At 44.1% G+C, this 15,469-nt stretch carries 14 protein-coding genes; all 14 read left to right on the top strand.

Going from position 1 to position 15,469, the window contains the following annotated elements:
* The first annotated feature begins 28 nt into the window (after positions 1 to 28).
* The 14 genes from BLS16_RS03565 (at position 29) to BLS16_RS03505 (ending at position 15,467) form a co-directional block, all read left to right on the top strand.
* Positions 29 to 1,267 carry an O-antigen ligase family protein gene (locus BLS16_RS03565; RefSeq protein ID WP_092330050.1) on the top strand — a complete coding sequence of 413 codons (1,239 nt, stop codon included), beginning with the start codon at positions 29 to 31 and terminating at the stop codon, positions 1,265 to 1,267.
* Positions 1,260 to 2,351, top strand: coding sequence for a glycosyltransferase (locus BLS16_RS03560; protein ID WP_092330046.1), 1,092 nt, complete (start codon positions 1,260 to 1,262; stop codon positions 2,349 to 2,351). The genes BLS16_RS03565 and BLS16_RS03560 overlap by 8 nt, the downstream gene beginning before the upstream one ends.
* Positions 2,352 to 2,368: 17 nt before the next feature.
* The gene (gene pseC / locus BLS16_RS03555; protein ID WP_092330045.1) at positions 2,369 to 3,529 is read left to right on the top strand and encodes a UDP-4-amino-4,6-dideoxy-N-acetyl-beta-L-altrosamine transaminase; all 1,161 of its coding nucleotides are present in this window, start codon (positions 2,369 to 2,371) and stop codon (positions 3,527 to 3,529) included.
* 107 nt (positions 3,530 to 3,636) lie between these two features.
* Positions 3,637 to 4,293 (top strand): sugar transferase, encoded by a 657-nt coding sequence (locus BLS16_RS03550; protein WP_092330044.1) that lies wholly within the window; start codon positions 3,637 to 3,639, stop codon positions 4,291 to 4,293.
* Positions 4,294 to 5,289, top strand: coding sequence for an acyltransferase family protein (locus tag BLS16_RS03545; protein WP_092330043.1), 996 nt, complete (start codon positions 4,294 to 4,296; stop codon positions 5,287 to 5,289).
* A gap of 331 nt (positions 5,290 to 5,620) precedes the next feature.
* Complete coding sequence (gene dltC / locus BLS16_RS03540) at positions 5,621 to 5,857, top strand: D-alanine--poly(phosphoribitol) ligase subunit DltC (RefSeq protein ID WP_034600443.1); 237 nt, start codon at positions 5,621 to 5,623, stop codon at positions 5,855 to 5,857.
* Positions 5,857 to 7,077, top strand: coding sequence for a D-alanyl-lipoteichoic acid biosynthesis protein DltD (dltD, locus tag BLS16_RS03535; RefSeq protein WP_092330041.1), 1,221 nt, complete (start codon positions 5,857 to 5,859; stop codon positions 7,075 to 7,077). The genes dltC and dltD overlap by 1 nt, the downstream gene beginning before the upstream one ends.
* On the top strand, positions 7,034 to 7,201 hold the full coding sequence (locus BLS16_RS24820; protein WP_143015495.1) for a teichoic acid D-Ala incorporation-associated protein DltX: 168 nt from the start codon (positions 7,034 to 7,036) through the stop codon (positions 7,199 to 7,201). The genes dltD and BLS16_RS24820 overlap by 44 nt, the downstream gene beginning before the upstream one ends.
* Before the next feature lie 21 nt (positions 7,202 to 7,222).
* On the top strand, positions 7,223 to 8,815 hold the full coding sequence (gene dltA / locus BLS16_RS03530) for a D-alanine--poly(phosphoribitol) ligase subunit DltA (RefSeq protein WP_092330039.1): 1,593 nt from the start codon (positions 7,223 to 7,225) through the stop codon (positions 8,813 to 8,815).
* Positions 8,816 to 9,988 carry a D-alanyl-lipoteichoic acid biosynthesis protein DltB gene (gene dltB, locus BLS16_RS03525; RefSeq protein ID WP_092330032.1) on the top strand — a complete coding sequence of 391 codons (1,173 nt, stop codon included), beginning with the start codon at positions 8,816 to 8,818 and terminating at the stop codon, positions 9,986 to 9,988.
* Positions 9,989 to 10,214: 226 nt separating this feature from the next.
* Positions 10,215 to 10,637, top strand: a complete 423-nt coding sequence (locus BLS16_RS03520) for a hypothetical protein (protein WP_092330029.1) — start codon at positions 10,215 to 10,217, stop codon at positions 10,635 to 10,637.
* A gap of 28 nt (positions 10,638 to 10,665) precedes the next feature.
* The gene (locus BLS16_RS03515) at positions 10,666 to 11,664 is read left to right on the top strand and encodes a type II toxin-antitoxin system antitoxin SocA domain-containing protein (protein ID WP_092330026.1); all 999 of its coding nucleotides are present in this window, start codon (positions 10,666 to 10,668) and stop codon (positions 11,662 to 11,664) included.
* Positions 11,665 to 11,742: 78 nt separating this feature from the next.
* Complete coding sequence (locus tag BLS16_RS03510; RefSeq protein ID WP_242876176.1) at positions 11,743 to 14,088, top strand: cell wall-binding repeat-containing protein; 2,346 nt, start codon at positions 11,743 to 11,745, stop codon at positions 14,086 to 14,088.
* Between the two features lie 17 nt (positions 14,089 to 14,105).
* Complete coding sequence (locus tag BLS16_RS03505; protein WP_345788510.1) at positions 14,106 to 15,467, top strand: ArnT family glycosyltransferase; 1,362 nt, start codon at positions 14,106 to 14,108, stop codon at positions 15,465 to 15,467.
* Positions 15,468 to 15,469 lie beyond the last annotated feature (2 nt).

The raw sequence follows: 15,469 nt of genomic DNA, 5'->3' as shown, positions 1-15,469 counted from the left end.
TTTAAGGCCGTCGAGAGGAAGTGATTGTATGAAACGGTGGGGTGGTTGGATTATTCCTTTGTTTTTTGCCTTGGTGCCTTGGGATATTAGTAAGGTGCTGTTTCCTCCCTATCAAAGTGCTCCGGAAACCCCAACCTCTTTGACCTTTTTGCGCATTGGGATGATTCTCTTGTTAGCCTGGGGAGCAGCCCGTTTTGTACAAGAGGGCATAGGGAAGACCGTGAAGCGTCTTAGTCAAGTTCCATTGATCTGGGCGGTCATTCCATTATTTTTGGCAGTACTTGTTTCGTTACTATCTAGTGTGCAGCCTCAGACAACTCTGACAGAAGGACTGCGCTTACTGCTGCTATTTGCCAGCGGAGTCAGCATTGCTTTAGGTGCTGACCGCAAAGCAGTCTTTGATCGAGTGTTTAGGGTGATATTTGCCATGGCAACTCTTACTGCCATCTTCGGCCTCATCCAATACCTGAGTGGAAACTGGATTTGGGGCGGTGGGATTAACATCTCCGGGGTGCGCAGAGTGAATGCCAGCTTCATCGATCCTAATTTATTCGCCAGATACTTGGATATCTCTATCCTGGGATCTTTGCTCCTTTTTATACGCCGGGAATGGACTTTAAATATCAGGACAGCCCTGGCACTTTTTGTTCAACTGGCGGCTCTGGGAGTTACCTTTTCCCGAACCGGCTGGCTGACTTTGCTGATTGGAATTCTAATTTTGGCTGTCAGCTCCTTCCGAAATCGCCGAACCCATTGGAGTATACTCGGACTGTTTGGCTTGGGAGGGTTGGCTCTTTTTCTTATCCCAAGTATCCGCCTTCGCTTTGAAACCTTATTTACCGGGGTTGGTGCCCTGGGCCAGCGAGAGCATTTGCTGAAAGGCGGCTGGGCCATGTTTATCGAAAACCCCTTGACCGGGGTTGGGCTAGGCAATTTTCAGTGGGCCATAGAACAGCCCTACCATTATCTCGTGCCGTGGAGTGATGCAGTCACTCGTTCCCATACCAGTTTAATGACAATTGCTGCGGAAATGGGTATTTTAGGAATTATTGGCATGCTTGCCTTTTTGATTGTTTTGGTGAGTATGAATTTGCGTGTCTTGAATCAGATGAACGTTTTTGCGCAAACTATATTGATGAGTGTTTTCGTGATTTGGCTCAGTTCCCAGGGAGAAGGTCGTTTCTTCGAAGACCCAATGATTTGGGCTTTCTGGGGTTTGAGCTTAGCTATTCAATGGAAACCATGGGGAGAGGGTTGGGATGGCTAAACTTTGCTTATTGGCCAATGCAGCCAGTACTCACACGGAGAAATGGGCGCTAGCTTTAGCCGAGGGTGGCTGGGAGGTAGAAATTCTCAGCTTTTTACCCGCCAAGCTCCCCCGGGTCAAGGTTCATCTGATTCCTCGCTTGGCCGGGGATAAAATCGATGTAATCCTGCGTCAGAACTGGGTCAGGAAAAAAGTTGCTGAAATCAAGCCGGATCTGATTCATTCTCATTATGCAACAAGCTTTGGTTTGCTGGGAGCGTTGACCGGCAGACATCCTTTGGTGATTTCTGCTTGGGGCAGTGATATTTTTTCTTTCCCCAAAGCTTCTTTTTTGCATGCCCGCCTGTTAAAATGGATTTTAGCTCAGGCGGATGTCTTATGCTCCAGCAGTAAAATTATGGCCCAAGAGATGCAGCTCTATCTCGATTTGCAGCAAGTTATTGAAATAATTCCTTTTGGAGTGGATACGAAGCGATTTTCTCCTCCGGAGGAGGGGCAAGTTTCTAGTCTAAAAAGAGTTAAGCAAGACGCTCCCGTGGTGTTTGGAGTTGCTAAAGGTCTGCATTCTGTTTACGGGTTGGATCTTTTAATTGAAGCTTTCGCTCTGGTTCAGCGGCGTTTTCCCCAGACCCTTCTGCGTATTGCGGGAGAAGGTCCCCAGCGGGCCTCGTTAGAGGACTTAGCTGTAAGACTTGGAGTTTCTGAATTTATAGAATGGCTGGGCCAGCTTCCCAATGCCGAAGTTGCCGGCTTCTATCAGAGTATTGATATTGTGGTGATCCCTTCCCGTCAGGAGAGCTTTGGTGTGACGGCGGTAGAGGGATCGGCCTGTGCGCGACCTGTGATTGCCAGCAGAATTGGCGGACTGACTGAAGTTATTGTTGAAGGAGAAACGGGATTACTGGTTTCTTCAGAAGATATCTCAGAATTAAGCAGTGCTATGGAAAGTCTGATTAAAGATCCCGCTCTGAGGGAGAGGTTAGGTCAACAAGGAAGAGTCAATGTACTAAAGTATTATGATTGGCAAAAAAATGTTGCTCAAATGGAAGCTGTTTATCAACGCTTGCTCCACCCTCATACTTGAAAGGAGACTTTACTCAAATGCGTCAGGAATTTTTAACTTATGGAATACCTCTCATCGAAGAAGACGATATTGCTGAAGTTGTGGATAGTCTTAAATCAAATTGGATTACCAAGGGTCCTAAAACCAATGAGTTCGAAAAGCAATTTGCGGAGTATGTGGGAGCGAAATACGCTATCGCCGTGAATTCCTGTACAGCAGGCTTGCATTTGGCATTAGTGGCAGCCGGCCTGGGTGCCGGAGATGAAGTGATTACAACCCCCATGACCTTTGCAGCCAGTGCCAACGTTATTCTCCATACAGGAGCTACGCCGGTCTTTGCAGATATCGACCCCGTAACCATGAACATTGATATCGATCAAATACGCCAAAAAATAACCTCACGCACCAAGGCTATTATTCCTGTGCATATGGCCGGGCATCCCTGTGAAATGGATGAGATTATGGAACTTGCTCGGGAAAACAATTTCTTTGTACTAGAGGATGCTGCCCATGCAGTGTATACTAAGTATAAAGGGAGATTAATCGGAACCATTGGAGATGCCACGGCCTTTTCCTTCTATGCCACCAAGAATCTGGCGACGGGAGAGGGTGGGATGGTTACTACGAACAATGAGGCTCTGGCTGATAAGATCAGGATTATGAGTTCCCATGGTATGAGCCGCAATGCCTGGAATCGCTATTCGGCAGCGGGCTCCTGGTACTATGAAATTCTCCATCCCGGGTTTAAATATAATATGACGGATATTCAAGCGGCTTTAGGCATCACTCAACTGGCTAAGCTGGAGCGGATGCAGGGAATCCGCTTAGAAATAGCTGAGCGTTATAATGAAGAATTCAGCCGGATGCCGGAACTAGAAATTCCCCCGGAAAAGGAATATGCCCGCCATGCTTGGCACTTGTATATCCTTAAGCTAAATCTGGAGAAACTAACCATAGATCGGGCAGAGTTTATCGAGGAATTAAAGCAGGAACAGATAGGTACCAGTGTGCACTTTATTCCTGTTCCCATGCATCCTTACTACAGAGATACCTTTGGTTACCAAAAAGGAGATTTCCCTCAAGCAGAAAAGACTTTTGAACGCATTATATCCTTGCCCCTTTATCCAAAGATGAGTAGGCAGGATGCCGAGGACGTTGTTGATGCAGTCAAGAGGATTGTAGAGAAGTTTCGCAAGTAATTATTATCTTTCCCCTGTTTTGCAGGGGGGAATCAAGGTTATAACGAAGTAGGATCTTATCAAAAACAGAGAGAAAAGGTTTAGTCGTTTTGAAAGGAGACAGTCGGATGAGTCAGAGGCTCGCGGCATCTGCGGAAAGTAATGAGCTTATTTATTCTCGGTGGCAACTTGTTTTGAAGCGTATGCTTGACCTGTTAGTTGCTGCTGTTCTGCTTGTGATTATATCTCCCTTGTGGCTTTTTATTGTGCTATGGATTAGGCTGGATTCTACCGGGCCGGCAATCTTTACCCAGACACGTGTGGGAATTTGGGGTAAGCCCTATACCATTTATAAGTTCCGGACAATGACCACCAATGCCGATGCCTTGATGAAAACAAAGCTGGAAAAGGTGACAAGCTTAGATAACTTCGTTTTTCAGGAGAAGGATGATCCTCGGGTTACCCGCAGCGGCAAGTTTTTGCGCAAAACCAGTTTGGACGAACTGCCTCAGCTGCTGAATATCTTGTTGGGAAATATGAGTCTGGTGGGGCCCCGTCCGGAAGTTCCGGATATAGCCAAGCATTACACCCCTCAACAACGGCTGCGGCTTAATGTGCTGCCGGGAGTCACAGGCTTGGCCCAGGTCAATGGGCGGAGTGAATTAACCTTGGGAGAGACCCTGGCCTATGATGTAGAATATGTGCGGCGCTGGAATATATGGCTGGATTTATCCATCCTTTGGAAGACCTTCTTTGTGGTTTTCTCTGGTAAAGGTGCTTACTAAATGAACAAACAATCATCAGAGCAATTAAAGGGAATCGCCATCCTTTTAGTTGTTGTCGGACACTTATTTGTGACAAAGTTCATTAACACTGCAAACCCGGCTTTTAATTATTTGGGAGCCCAGGGTGTGGCGATTTTTTTAATTCTCTCCGGTTATGGGATTACTTCATCCTATTTAACTAAGGGACTGGATAAGAGTTTTCTGGAGCGGCGGCTGCGAACAGTACTGCTTCCTTATTCCTTGGTAACTCTGGTCTGGTTTGTCTATGACTATATTAAAGGTACTGCCTACCCCTTGAGGACAATCCTGCTATCACTATTTGGGCTGGATTTCAAGCTGACTATGGATGGAACCATGTGGTACATATTCTTCATTTTAATGTGGTACTGCGTATTCTACCTGTTATTCAGTCTTAAGTTGCCAACTATCCTGAAGGTGGGATTGTTGTTTGGGTTTGCTTACCTTTTACGCTATCACTCCAGGTTCAATTTGACAGAAGTAGTTTATTGGCAGTGGGGCCTTCACGCGATCATGTTCCCCTTAGGGTCACTCTTGGCCCTGGTTCCCCTGAAGAGCTTTAGTAAGCAGACCCTGAGGCTGGGTTTTGGGTTGATGGGAACAATGGGCCTGGTAACTTATCTCCTGAACTACCGGGACAATGACCTGGGCTTAGGGCCTTATATGCTCTCCAATTTAGGCTTTGCACTTGTTGCTTTCTCAGTCATAATCATTTTAGGCCAACAGGGGTATTATTCACGGCTGCTTGGATTTATTGGTTCAATCTCCTACGAGGTGTATTTATTAGAAGCAGTTTTTATGTACAAGTTCGCTCTCCCCTACGTTTTGCCTAACAAGGTACTATCCCTGGGACTTTATCTTCTGGCCTTAGTTGGAGCAAGCTTATTGCTTAAAAAGGGAATGAAACAATCGCCGATCTTCTCTCGCAGGCAGGATTTGAATTCTGAGAACACTCCGGGGCCAGGGTTAGCGGGGTAAGGGTTGTTATAAATAGCCAATTTATGGTTATGATAGTTCGAAGAGTAATTAACAAAATATAGGATATATCTGGAGGAACTGCTTTCCGTCCTGTCGAATAGGTAATAGACGGTAGGACTAAGCCCCAACCAGAATCCTACGATTTTTTTCGCTCAAAATATCCAACTCAGACTTTGGGTAATCCCCCAAGGGTGGGAATGCTTCTCTAATGAAATTGGCAAAGTCCTATTTAACTAGTTAGATAGAAAAAAGGTTTATCTAGGTATGTTAGTAAGGCAAACTACGAACTGTCTTAACTCGTATACCATTCAGGAAAGGAAGTAAGGAGATCATGATCAGAGAAAAAATCCTTGATATACTGACGGATATCTGTGGAACCGATGAGATAAAGCGAAACCCAGACCAAGAATTGTTTAAGAGTGGATTAATGGATTCCTTTGGGATCATAGAATTATTTGTGGCTATTCAGGAACAACTGGCCATTGAGGTGGCTCCGACTGAAATGGAACGTGAGGAATGGGAGACCGCCAATAAAATTATCGCGTACCTGGAGGAGCGTAGGGGTTAATGATTCGAAATCGACTGGGATCAATGGTTGCTGCCCTAATTATTTTTGGGTTAACCATAGTTTTGATGGGCCCCCTGACCCAAAAGGTTGTGGGGCTTTTTTGGCTTAGGCCGGGTGTTACCCAAACCATTGGTGGATCACAAACTCCCGTAAGTTTTCAGGGTATGATATTGCAGAAAAAAGCCTTGGAATTGCCGGATGTTCTACCGGTTTACGGGTCTTCCGAGTTTTCCGCTGTCTCCGAATTTCATCCGTCAATTGTTTTTGAGGGAAAACCCACCGGGTTTGCCCCTTTTCTTGTGGGCAGAGGAGGGACTCAGGACATTATTCATGCCTTAAATCTGGGAGCGTTAGGTGATTCCTTAAAGGATAAGAAAATTGCTGTTATCCTTTCCGCCCAATGGTTTAATCCGGAAGGAATTAGCCCCGCCTATTTTCAACAGAATTTTTCTCCCCTCCAAGCTTATCGGATGCTTTTCAACTCCTCTTTGTCTGCAGAGAGGAAAAATCAATTAGCAAAACGGCTCTTAGAATTTCCGGGAGCCTTTGCGGAGACTCCTACTTTGCAGGCACTTCTGACCCAGAGTTTACAAGAAAGCCGGAAACCAAGTATTCGAAGTTTATTATTAAGGACAAAGGGTAGAGTAGAAATGGCAGCCTACGAGGCTCAAGACGCCCTGAAAACAATAGCCTATAGCAGACTGATCAGTCCCAAAAGCGCTTCGATCAATGCCTCAATTACGGCCCCGCCCCTGGCTCCTTGGTTAGAATTAAAGGAGCAGGCAACTAAGCAGGGGAAAACAATGACCCAAAATAATCGGTTTGGTATCTTGGCTGAGTACTATAGTGCCAATATCCAACCCAGGCTTGAGGAAAACAGGAATTCCGCTACTCAGTCCGGCTTTTATCCCTCCCCGGAATACGAGGATTTAGAACTCCTCTTAGATATTCTTCAAGAGACAGGAGCCCGACCTTTGTTTATTATTGTGCCCGTAAATGGAGCTTGGTATGATTATACGGGATTTCCTCTTCAAGAACGAAGGGGTTACTATCTGCGAGCTGAGAAGATGATTAAAGATCAAGGATTTCAGGTTGCTGATTTTGGAGATCATGAATATGACACCTACTTTTTGCAGGACACCATGCACTTAGGCTGGAAAGGATGGGTAAGTATCAATGAAACGCTGGATCGATTTTATCATGAAGGGTTCCAGGGATAGACACCCTGCTTTAATTTGGTTTGGACGAGTTGCTTATTACTACATCATCCTGTTAGTTTTGTTTATCCTCTATTTAGTACAAAAGCAACATACCGCTGCTCCGTTTATTTATAATAACTTTTAGGCGAATGGGGAATGTGTTTTTATGCTTAGCGAAAAAATCCAAGAGTGGTCTATCAGATGTCCGGAACGGGCAGCCCATTGTCAAGGGGATAATGTTTTAACTTATGCTGCTTTAGAAAGCAGCGCTAATTCAGGGGCTGTATGGCTTCATGAGCTAAGTCTTAAGCAAGGGATACCTCGTCAGACTCCCGTGGTTGTCTATGGGCATAAAGAAAATGAAATGCTGGTCTTATTTATGGCTTGTGTCAGAGCCGGCCATCCTTATATTCCTGTGGATTCCTCAGTGCCCCAAGAACGCTTATGGCAAATTATTGAGGCATCCGGGGCCCGGGTCGTCCTTTCCCCTCAAATTGTTCCCAGAGGGAATGACGCACCTAAAGTCTTAATTGAAGAAATGATTTCCCTGCAGGGTCAAGACAGCATTCTGAAGGGTTATCAAAGAGAGGTACCTCACTCTGCTTGGCAAGTAGAACTTGATGAAGTTTACTACATAATTTTCACCTCGGGCAGTACCGGAGTACCGAAAGGGGTACAGATTACCCTGGGGGCTCTGGAGAGTTTTCTGAACTGGGTTAACACAGGGTTCCAGCCGGAAGAAATGCAAGAGGTTTTTCTTAATCAGGCTCCATTTTCCTTTGATCTTTCAGTCATGGATTTATATATGTCCTTAAGTACCGGGGGAACTCTTTGGAGTGTGGATAAGGATCAAATTGCCCATCCCAAGGAACTCTTTGCCTCCCTGGCTGCTTCAAAGACTAGTTACTGGGTATCAACTCCTTCCTTTGCCGAGGTATGTTTAATGGATCCCAGTTTCAATGCTACCCTGCTGCCAATGATCAAGAGGTTTCTCTTCTGTGGTGAGATACTTACCCATGATTGTGCGACAAAACTTAATCAGCGCTTTCCCCAAGCTCAAGTGGAAAATCTTTACGGACCCACGGAAGCAACAGTGGCAGTAACGAATTTGACTATCAGCCCTGAGATCCTTAACACTTTTAATCCTCTTCCTGTAGGAAGGGTTAAACCGGATGCCCAAGTCTTAATCTGTAATTCTGATCAGCTTAGCGCAGCAATTACTGCCGAGGCTGGTGTCTTGCACCACAGGCCCGAAGTATTGACGGAGGGGGAGGCGGGGGAATTGGTGATCGCCGGCCCCAATGTCAGCGTGGGTTACCTGAACAACCCGGTGCAAACAGCCAAAGCCTTTTTTAGCTGGCAAGAGAAGGGCCAAACCTGGAATGCTTACCGGACAGGGGATTCCGGGTTATTTAAAGCTGGTTTCCTCTTTTACCAAGGCCGCTTAGATTTTCAGATTAAACTCCACGGTTATCGGATTGAGTTAGGAGAAATCGAAGAAAATCTAAGGCGTAACCCCTTAGTGGATAATGCGGTGGTTTTACCCATTGAACGACGAGGGAAGGTTGAGTATTTACAGGCCTTTGTGACGGTGAGTAAGCCTGTAGAGGATGAGTTCAAAGAGACTCTTGCTTTAAAGGAAGATTTGCGCGGACGTTTGCCCGAGTATATGATCCCCCGGCGCTTTAAATTCCTGGCTGCGATGCCCATAACCCCCAACGGTAAGGCGGATCGACGTGCTCTGCTAGGGGGATTGTAAATGACTCCTTTTGAAAACTTCTCCTTTTTTTTCTATTTACTCATTCCTTTAGTGCCGGCGATTTTGCTGGGAGGGATCGGAGCCTCAGCCAAAGTTCGAGCCGCCTGGGTTTTCCTTTCCACCTTAGGGATGCTCCTTTTGATCGGTCGTCCGCTGAATGTGCTCTTTCAAATTGTGGCTTATCTTATTTTTCAGTGGCTGATTGTCCGACTGTATTTGTCCTATCGCTTGAGATCCCTCGAAAAGAATAGAGCCGAGGTCTTTTATCTGGGAATTTTCCTTTCCATTCTTCCTCTGGTGGCAGTTAAATTAAATCCCAGCTTTATTGAGCTGGGCTTTTGGCAAACAATCATCGGTTTTCTGGGAATTTCCTATTTAACCTTCCGAGTGGTTGGAATCATTATTGAAATCCGGGATGGTCTGATCAAAGAGGTGAAAATAGTAGATTTCATCAGTTTTCTGCTCTTTTTTCCTACCTTGGCCTCCGGGCCAATTGATCGCTACCGTCGGTTTGTCGGGGATCTCAATAAACCTCTAACTCGGCAAGAATATGGTGAGCTTGCCATCACAGGAATGGACCTGATCTTTAAAGGTTTTTTGTATAAGTTTATTATTGCCTATCTAATTAATAAATACTGGCTTGACCCGCTGAACCATTCCTTTGGCTTCCTGCCAACCTTAAACTACATGTATGCCTATGGCTTATACCTCTTCTTTGATTTTGCCGGGTACAGTGCTTTTGCTGTGGGAGTCAGTTATCTCTTAGGTATTAAAACTCCTATTAACTTCGATAAGCCCTTTATCTCCAAAAATATTAAAGATTTTTGGAACCGCTGGCATATGTCCCTTTCATTTTGGTTCAGGGATTACATCTATATGCGCTTTGTGCTGGATTCAGCTAAGAAAAAGCGCTTTAGTAATCGCTATACTGCGTCTTATGTCGGCTATTTCCTGCTTTTCGGAATCATGGGAGTATGGCACGGAACTCAGCCCCAATATGTCCTCTACGGCCTTTATCACGCAGGGCTGATGATTGGCTTTGATCTTCTCGACCGCAAGAACAAAACCAGGAAATTTTGGGGAGCGGGGCCGATCTGGGATCTGCTGGCTGTTGTAGTAACTTTTAATTTTGTGATGTTTGGATTTTTGATTTTTTCGGGACGACTGGTTTAACCCGGGTAACAAAGACTAATGAAACAACTGGATATTGAAGCCGTGGGGCTCCGCTAGGTCGCTTGATTAGTGATCTGGGGGGGCTTTTTAGTTTAAAGAATAAAGAGGCCCACCAAAGGAGATCTGTTACATTTGCGTAAAAATGTATTAATTAGTACATATAATATTGTTTTGTCTGTATAATTAGAGTACAATTTACTTAGTATAGAGAGGAGTGATAAAGCTTTTGAAAGGGAAAACTGAGACTAAAAAATATACGGATTTTTCCGTTGAACATATAAAGAAATATCTTGATGAATTTAGAAAACTTATATTAAAGGGTCATTATTCGATTTCGATAAATAAGAATCGGAGAGAGAATACTGATTTCATTGAGACATATAAAATTGATACTAAAAAGGAAAGAGAAATATTTCTCAGTCTTCAATATGAGGACTTTTGCTATGCAGTTGATAATCAAAAAGAAGCCTATTCAAATGAACGTCTTTACATATTCTGCAAGGAATATGAGCTAGATAATTGGGGAACTAAGGAATATATCGAAATCTATATAAAAACCAATATTCTTCAGACAAGACGAGGAGACGATTTTCTGATTGTGATATCTTTTCACAAAAGAAATAAACCAATAAAATACCGATTTAAATAATAATACATTTATAACAGAGGAGGTCATTATGATGAAATTCTGTGAAAATTGTCGCGATATTGTGGATTTCTCGATAAGGGAAGAAGTAATAACTAAAGTTATTAAGGGAAAAGAAATATCCTACAAAGCAAAAGTTGCGTTTTGTAAAGAGTGTGGTCAGGAGATATTTGTGGGTGAAATTAGAGATCAAAACTTAAAAATGCTTGATATTGCTTATCGGGAACACGAAGAACTTATTCAGGTATCAGAAATTGAAAGTATTTTAGAGAAATACAATATTGGCAAAAGGCCACTCTCAATGCTATTAAACTGGGGGGAAGGCACGTTAACTAGATATTTGGATGGCGATGTACCGACAAAACAATATTCAGAGACACTGAGACTTCTCCTTGAAGACTATGGATATATGTTCAATATCTTAGAAAAAAACAAAGATAAGCTCACTGAGCGTGCCTACAAACTTTGTAAGGAAGCTATAGAAAAGATTGAAACGAAGATGTTAAGTGGTGATGGTAAAATCGACAGCGTTGTAAAGTACTTTATTATCAACTGTGTTGAAATAACCCCCTTAGCGTTGCAAAAACTGCTGTATTTTGCTCAGGGGTTTTATAAGGCTTTTAATTACGAGTATTTATTTGATAATGACTGCGAAGCTTGGGTACACGGACCTGTCTACAGAAATGTATACGAAAAATATAAAAATCGTGGGTATAACCCGATCGAGGATAATATTTCTGAATATGACGATTTTGAGCTTGCGGAAACGGAGAAAGAGATTCTTGACAGCATTATTGTCAATTTTGGATGCTTTAGCGGCAAAATTTTGGAGAAAATGACTCATGTTGAAACCCCTTGGAGAATCACTAGAAAAGGACTTGGAAACCATGAAAGTTCTAATCGTATCATTGAAAAACATCTAATTTCAGAATACTTTTCTGAAATTAAATCAAAGTATAAAATGCTAAATACTTCTGATATTAAGGACTATAGTTCGGATTTGTTCACAAAGCTGGTCGCTGTTCAATAGATTCTGGGCAGGAATCCTTTCCTTTAGTGTCGAATAAGAAATGAGATTTGTCTTATACACAGAGGAAGGGGTAGAAATATGATTGTGAGTAAAGGTGCACAGTACTGCAGAAAGTTTATGGCAGTACTCATTATCGGGTTGATTATTATGCAGCTTGTCCCGGCCAGGCCGGTCATGGCAGCAGTCGATCAGAAGGCTGCTTATTATAATGAGATTGGGAAAAAGCTGGAGGATATGGCCAACAAGTATAATATCCCCCCGGTGCTGCTCAAAGCCGTTGCTTGGATGGAAAGCGGCTGGAAGCAATATGAATTGGATAGCACCGGACTTCCGATAACGGATAAACCTTTAATTGGCCGGGATGGAATTGGGATTGGAATTATGCAGGTTTCGTCCTATGATCCCAAGGATACAGTAACGATTGAGAAACTAAAGAACGACATTGACTATAATATTGAAATTGGCTGTCAAATGCTCAACCAGAAATGGCGGGCCTATCCCAAGATTGGCGATGGGGATCGCAATGTCTTAGAAAACTGGTATCTTGCTGTGTGGGGTTACAATAGTTGGGCGACCAGGAATAACCCAAATGTCCTAACCGGCAAATCTGCTTATCAAGATTCCGTGTTTAGTCTGATGGGTCAAAAGTACAATAGCGCCATTACCTTTGCTCCCGGAGCGACAAAGTTTCCGAAAGAACTCTTACCTCCGGTAAATCCACCTTACTTATCCAGCCGCTGGAGCACACCGGATTCAATTCATTTAGGAGATTTAAAGATGGACTCCGACCGGTTATTGAAGACAGGGGGAGGAACCGGTGCAGAATCAGCCTGTGGTGATTATTGGTACAATTATGCTCCTTGGAGTTCCTACTACGCTTTAGGGTTTTATGTTACCGGCTATAAGAGCCCATCCGTCGCAGATAAAGACATTTTCGAAGATAAAATACTTGATGCTTATGGGAAACTCTTGACGGAAGCTGACAAACTGGTTCTTGAGAAAAAAGACACATCCTATGCCACCGCGGCTAAATACTATTGGACAGTTGCCCAAGGGCCTAAGCTGGATGCAGCTATTTTAAAACGTGCTCAGACGGGGCATCTTAATGCTTTAACTAAACTCTTAGCTGAAGCTGATAAATTAGCTCTTGCCGGTGCCAGCACCAGCTGCGCCACAGCTGCTCAAAACTATGAAATAATCTTGCAAGGGTCTGACCTGGACGCAAATCTAAAAGCAGAAGCAAGAGCAGGACTTCTCAATGCTTATACTAAACTTCTAGTTGAAGCGGATAAGCTAGCCGCTGAGGGCACCGACCCTTCTAAGGAGAGTGCGGCAAAATACTATTCAACTGTAATGCAGGGACTAGCTCTGGATGCCAGCCTTACTGAACGAGCTAAAATAGGTTATGAAAAAATAAAGGGATCCACTCCTACGCCAAATCCTACCCCTACTCCTACGCCAACCCCCACCCCCACACCTACACCGACTCCCCAACCCGGTGATGAATTAAGCATCGAACGCCTTTATGGAAATCGGGCAGAAGATACAGCCATCAAAATATCTCAGACAGGCTGGGCAAACGGCTCCGCCCCTGTTGTGCTTCTCGCCCGGGTGGATCGTTTTCAAGATGCTTTAGCCGCAGCCCCTTTAGCCAAGAAACTAAAGGCCCCGCTACTGTTAACCTCTCCTTATCAGTTGGATAATGGGGTATTACAAGAAATTAAACGACTATCCCCCAATGCCAAAGTCTATGCAATCGGGGGAGAGGGAGCCCTAACCAAACCAGTCACCAATGCTCTTGTCCAAGAAGGTCTATCCTATGAACGAATCTTCGGAGACTCCGCAGCAGATACAGCCGCCGAGATTGCCAAAAAGATTGGGCCAAGTACCCAGGTAATCTTAGCCTCCAGTACCAGTTTCCCGGATGCTCTTTCTGCCTCTGCCCCTGCCGCAGCTTTGGGGATTCCCATCCTGTTAACGGAACAAGGCAAATTACCTGCTTCCACCAAGCAAATTCTTAAAGACTTCGGGGTAACAAAAACAATTATCGTGGGAGGAAAGTTTGCCATATCTTCGGCCTTTGATGCAAAAGGCGGCCCACTGGAAAGCTATGGCCCTCTGCGCTTGGCTGGGGATACAAAATATGATACGATGTTACAAATTGTTAAGCATTTTGGACAGGATACTAGTTCCCTTGTTGTAGCCACGGGAGAGAATTTCCCGGATGGCCTATCCGGCGGAGCTTTTGCAGCCTTGACAGGGAGCCCAATGCTTCTTATCCCTAAAGGAGATCTAAATTCGGATACCTCTGCCTTCTTAAAGAGTTTAAGCGGCAAGACCAAAAGAGTTTATATTCTGGGCGGAACCGGGGTAATTCCCAGTAACAATGAAAAAACTATGGGAAGTCTCTTGACTTCTCAATGATCCTAAATCTGCAGAGGATGACGTCATTGGAGAGAGTAAATAAACGAAAAGATGGGTTTGAATCTCGAGGATCGAGCTTCATGTCCCGCAAAAAGTGGTGGGTTACGGGACTCTTATTTCTCATCGCCCTAACGATAGATTTGCTATATATAAGATCCTATGGTGTTGGATATTTCATTTCCCCGGATGGATTACATTATTCTAACATAGCCGGGAATTTTCTTCAGGGCCAAGGGTTGGTGAATACAGCGAACTTTGTTCAAGGGGACAACGGCGTTATACGAGAAGTTACCCAAACAAGAGAGTATGTGGTAGGTCCGGTCTATCCCATACTCTTGGCAGTGATCTACGGGATATTTGGTTTGCTGAACTTTAAGATGGTCATCTTAGTTTTGCACTCAACATTGAGTGCTGCCAGTGCTGTCCTCGCCTACAAGACCGGGGAACTTCTCTTTGGCAAGGAGTATGGGTTAATCCCCTTTTTCCTCACCCTGGGATACCCAATCTTTGCCTTTTGGGGGATGTACGTTCTTACTGAAACCACCTACATTTTTACGATTACATTATTTCTGTACCTGTTGGCACGCTATGGGAAAGAGATTCAGCGGCCGAAACTAAAGACTCTCATGTATCTGGGAGCAGCAATCGGGGTGTCGAATCTCGTTCGCCCGTTTTTGTTGCTTTTTTTTCCCGTCTTGGGATTCTGGATTCTCTGGTCTCACGGTTGGCGTTTGAAAATAGCTCTGAGGGATTTCGCCATCATTGTTATGATGACTGTGGTGGTCATGAGCCCATGGTGGATTCGCAATTTTGTCAAATATCATGAGTTTATTGCCGTATCAAATTACGGTTCCTATGAATTATATTTGGGGAATAATCCCTTGACCATTACGGATAAGTACTTTTATTATGCTCAGCCCAGCTATGACCCTGAGGTTAAAGCCCGGATCGAAAAGCTGCCCATTCCGGAACAAGAAAAGGAATACAAGCAATTGGCAGTAGCTTACGTACTGGAACATCCATTTTTGTTTATCCAGCGCACTTTTGAAAAAGAAAAAAACCTCTTTTGGCAGCCCATATCTTCTGTAGAAGGTCAACTCTACAAAATGAAGGGAGTCTTCCTGGATAAATGGTACCTCCTTTTGGGATTGCTAGGGGTCTTACTTAGTTTGTTCAGATTAAAAAGATACAGCTTCCTCCTGCTCTTTGTTGTTTACTATAGCTTTACAGTGAGCATGATCACAGTAGTTGAGGGTGCTCGTTATCGCCTGCCGGTTATGCCTGCCATGATTTTGTTAGGATCATTAGTTTTAGTTATAGCTATTAAGGGGATAGGCCGACTATCTAGGCTTAATAGTCGAGCAGGTAGGAGGGTTTAGGT

This window comes from Desulfosporosinus hippei DSM 8344 (genome assembly GCF_900100785.1).
GTDB classification, from domain to species: domain Bacteria; phylum Bacillota; class Desulfitobacteriia; order Desulfitobacteriales; family Desulfitobacteriaceae; genus Desulfosporosinus; species Desulfosporosinus hippei.
The sequence above is the reverse complement of the archived record's forward strand: the minus strand, read 5'-3'. Positions and strand labels throughout refer to the sequence as shown.

Excerpts from the sequence above, each read along its gene's own strand:
- BLS16_RS03565 (WP_092330050.1), top strand. The coding sequence starts at position 29 with ATGAAACGGTGGGGTGGTTGGATTATTCCTTTGTTTTTTGCCTTGGTG.
- BLS16_RS03560 (WP_092330046.1), top strand. The coding sequence starts at position 1,260 with ATGGCTAAACTTTGCTTATTGGCCAATGCAGCCAGTACTCACACGGAG.
- pseC (WP_092330045.1), top strand. The coding sequence starts at position 2,369 with ATGCGTCAGGAATTTTTAACTTATGGAATACCTCTCATCGAAGAAGAC.
- BLS16_RS03550 (WP_092330044.1), top strand. The coding sequence starts at position 3,637 with ATGAGTCAGAGGCTCGCGGCATCTGCGGAAAGTAATGAGCTTATTTAT.
- BLS16_RS03545 (WP_092330043.1), top strand. The coding sequence starts at position 4,294 with ATGAACAAACAATCATCAGAGCAATTAAAGGGAATCGCCATCCTTTTA.
- dltC (WP_034600443.1), top strand. The coding sequence starts at position 5,621 with ATGATCAGAGAAAAAATCCTTGATATACTGACGGATATCTGTGGAACC.
- dltD (WP_092330041.1), top strand. The coding sequence starts at position 5,857 with ATGATTCGAAATCGACTGGGATCAATGGTTGCTGCCCTAATTATTTTT.
- BLS16_RS24820 (WP_143015495.1), top strand. The coding sequence starts at position 7,034 with ATGAAACGCTGGATCGATTTTATCATGAAGGGTTCCAGGGATAGACAC.
- dltA (WP_092330039.1), top strand. The coding sequence starts at position 7,223 with ATGCTTAGCGAAAAAATCCAAGAGTGGTCTATCAGATGTCCGGAACGG.
- dltB (WP_092330032.1), top strand. The coding sequence starts at position 8,816 with ATGACTCCTTTTGAAAACTTCTCCTTTTTTTTCTATTTACTCATTCCT.
- BLS16_RS03515 (WP_092330026.1), top strand. The coding sequence starts at position 10,666 with ATGATGAAATTCTGTGAAAATTGTCGCGATATTGTGGATTTCTCGATA.
- BLS16_RS03510 (WP_242876176.1), top strand. The coding sequence starts at position 11,743 with ATGATTGTGAGTAAAGGTGCACAGTACTGCAGAAAGTTTATGGCAGTA.
- BLS16_RS03505 (WP_345788510.1), top strand. The coding sequence starts at position 14,106 with ATGACGTCATTGGAGAGAGTAAATAAACGAAAAGATGGGTTTGAATCT.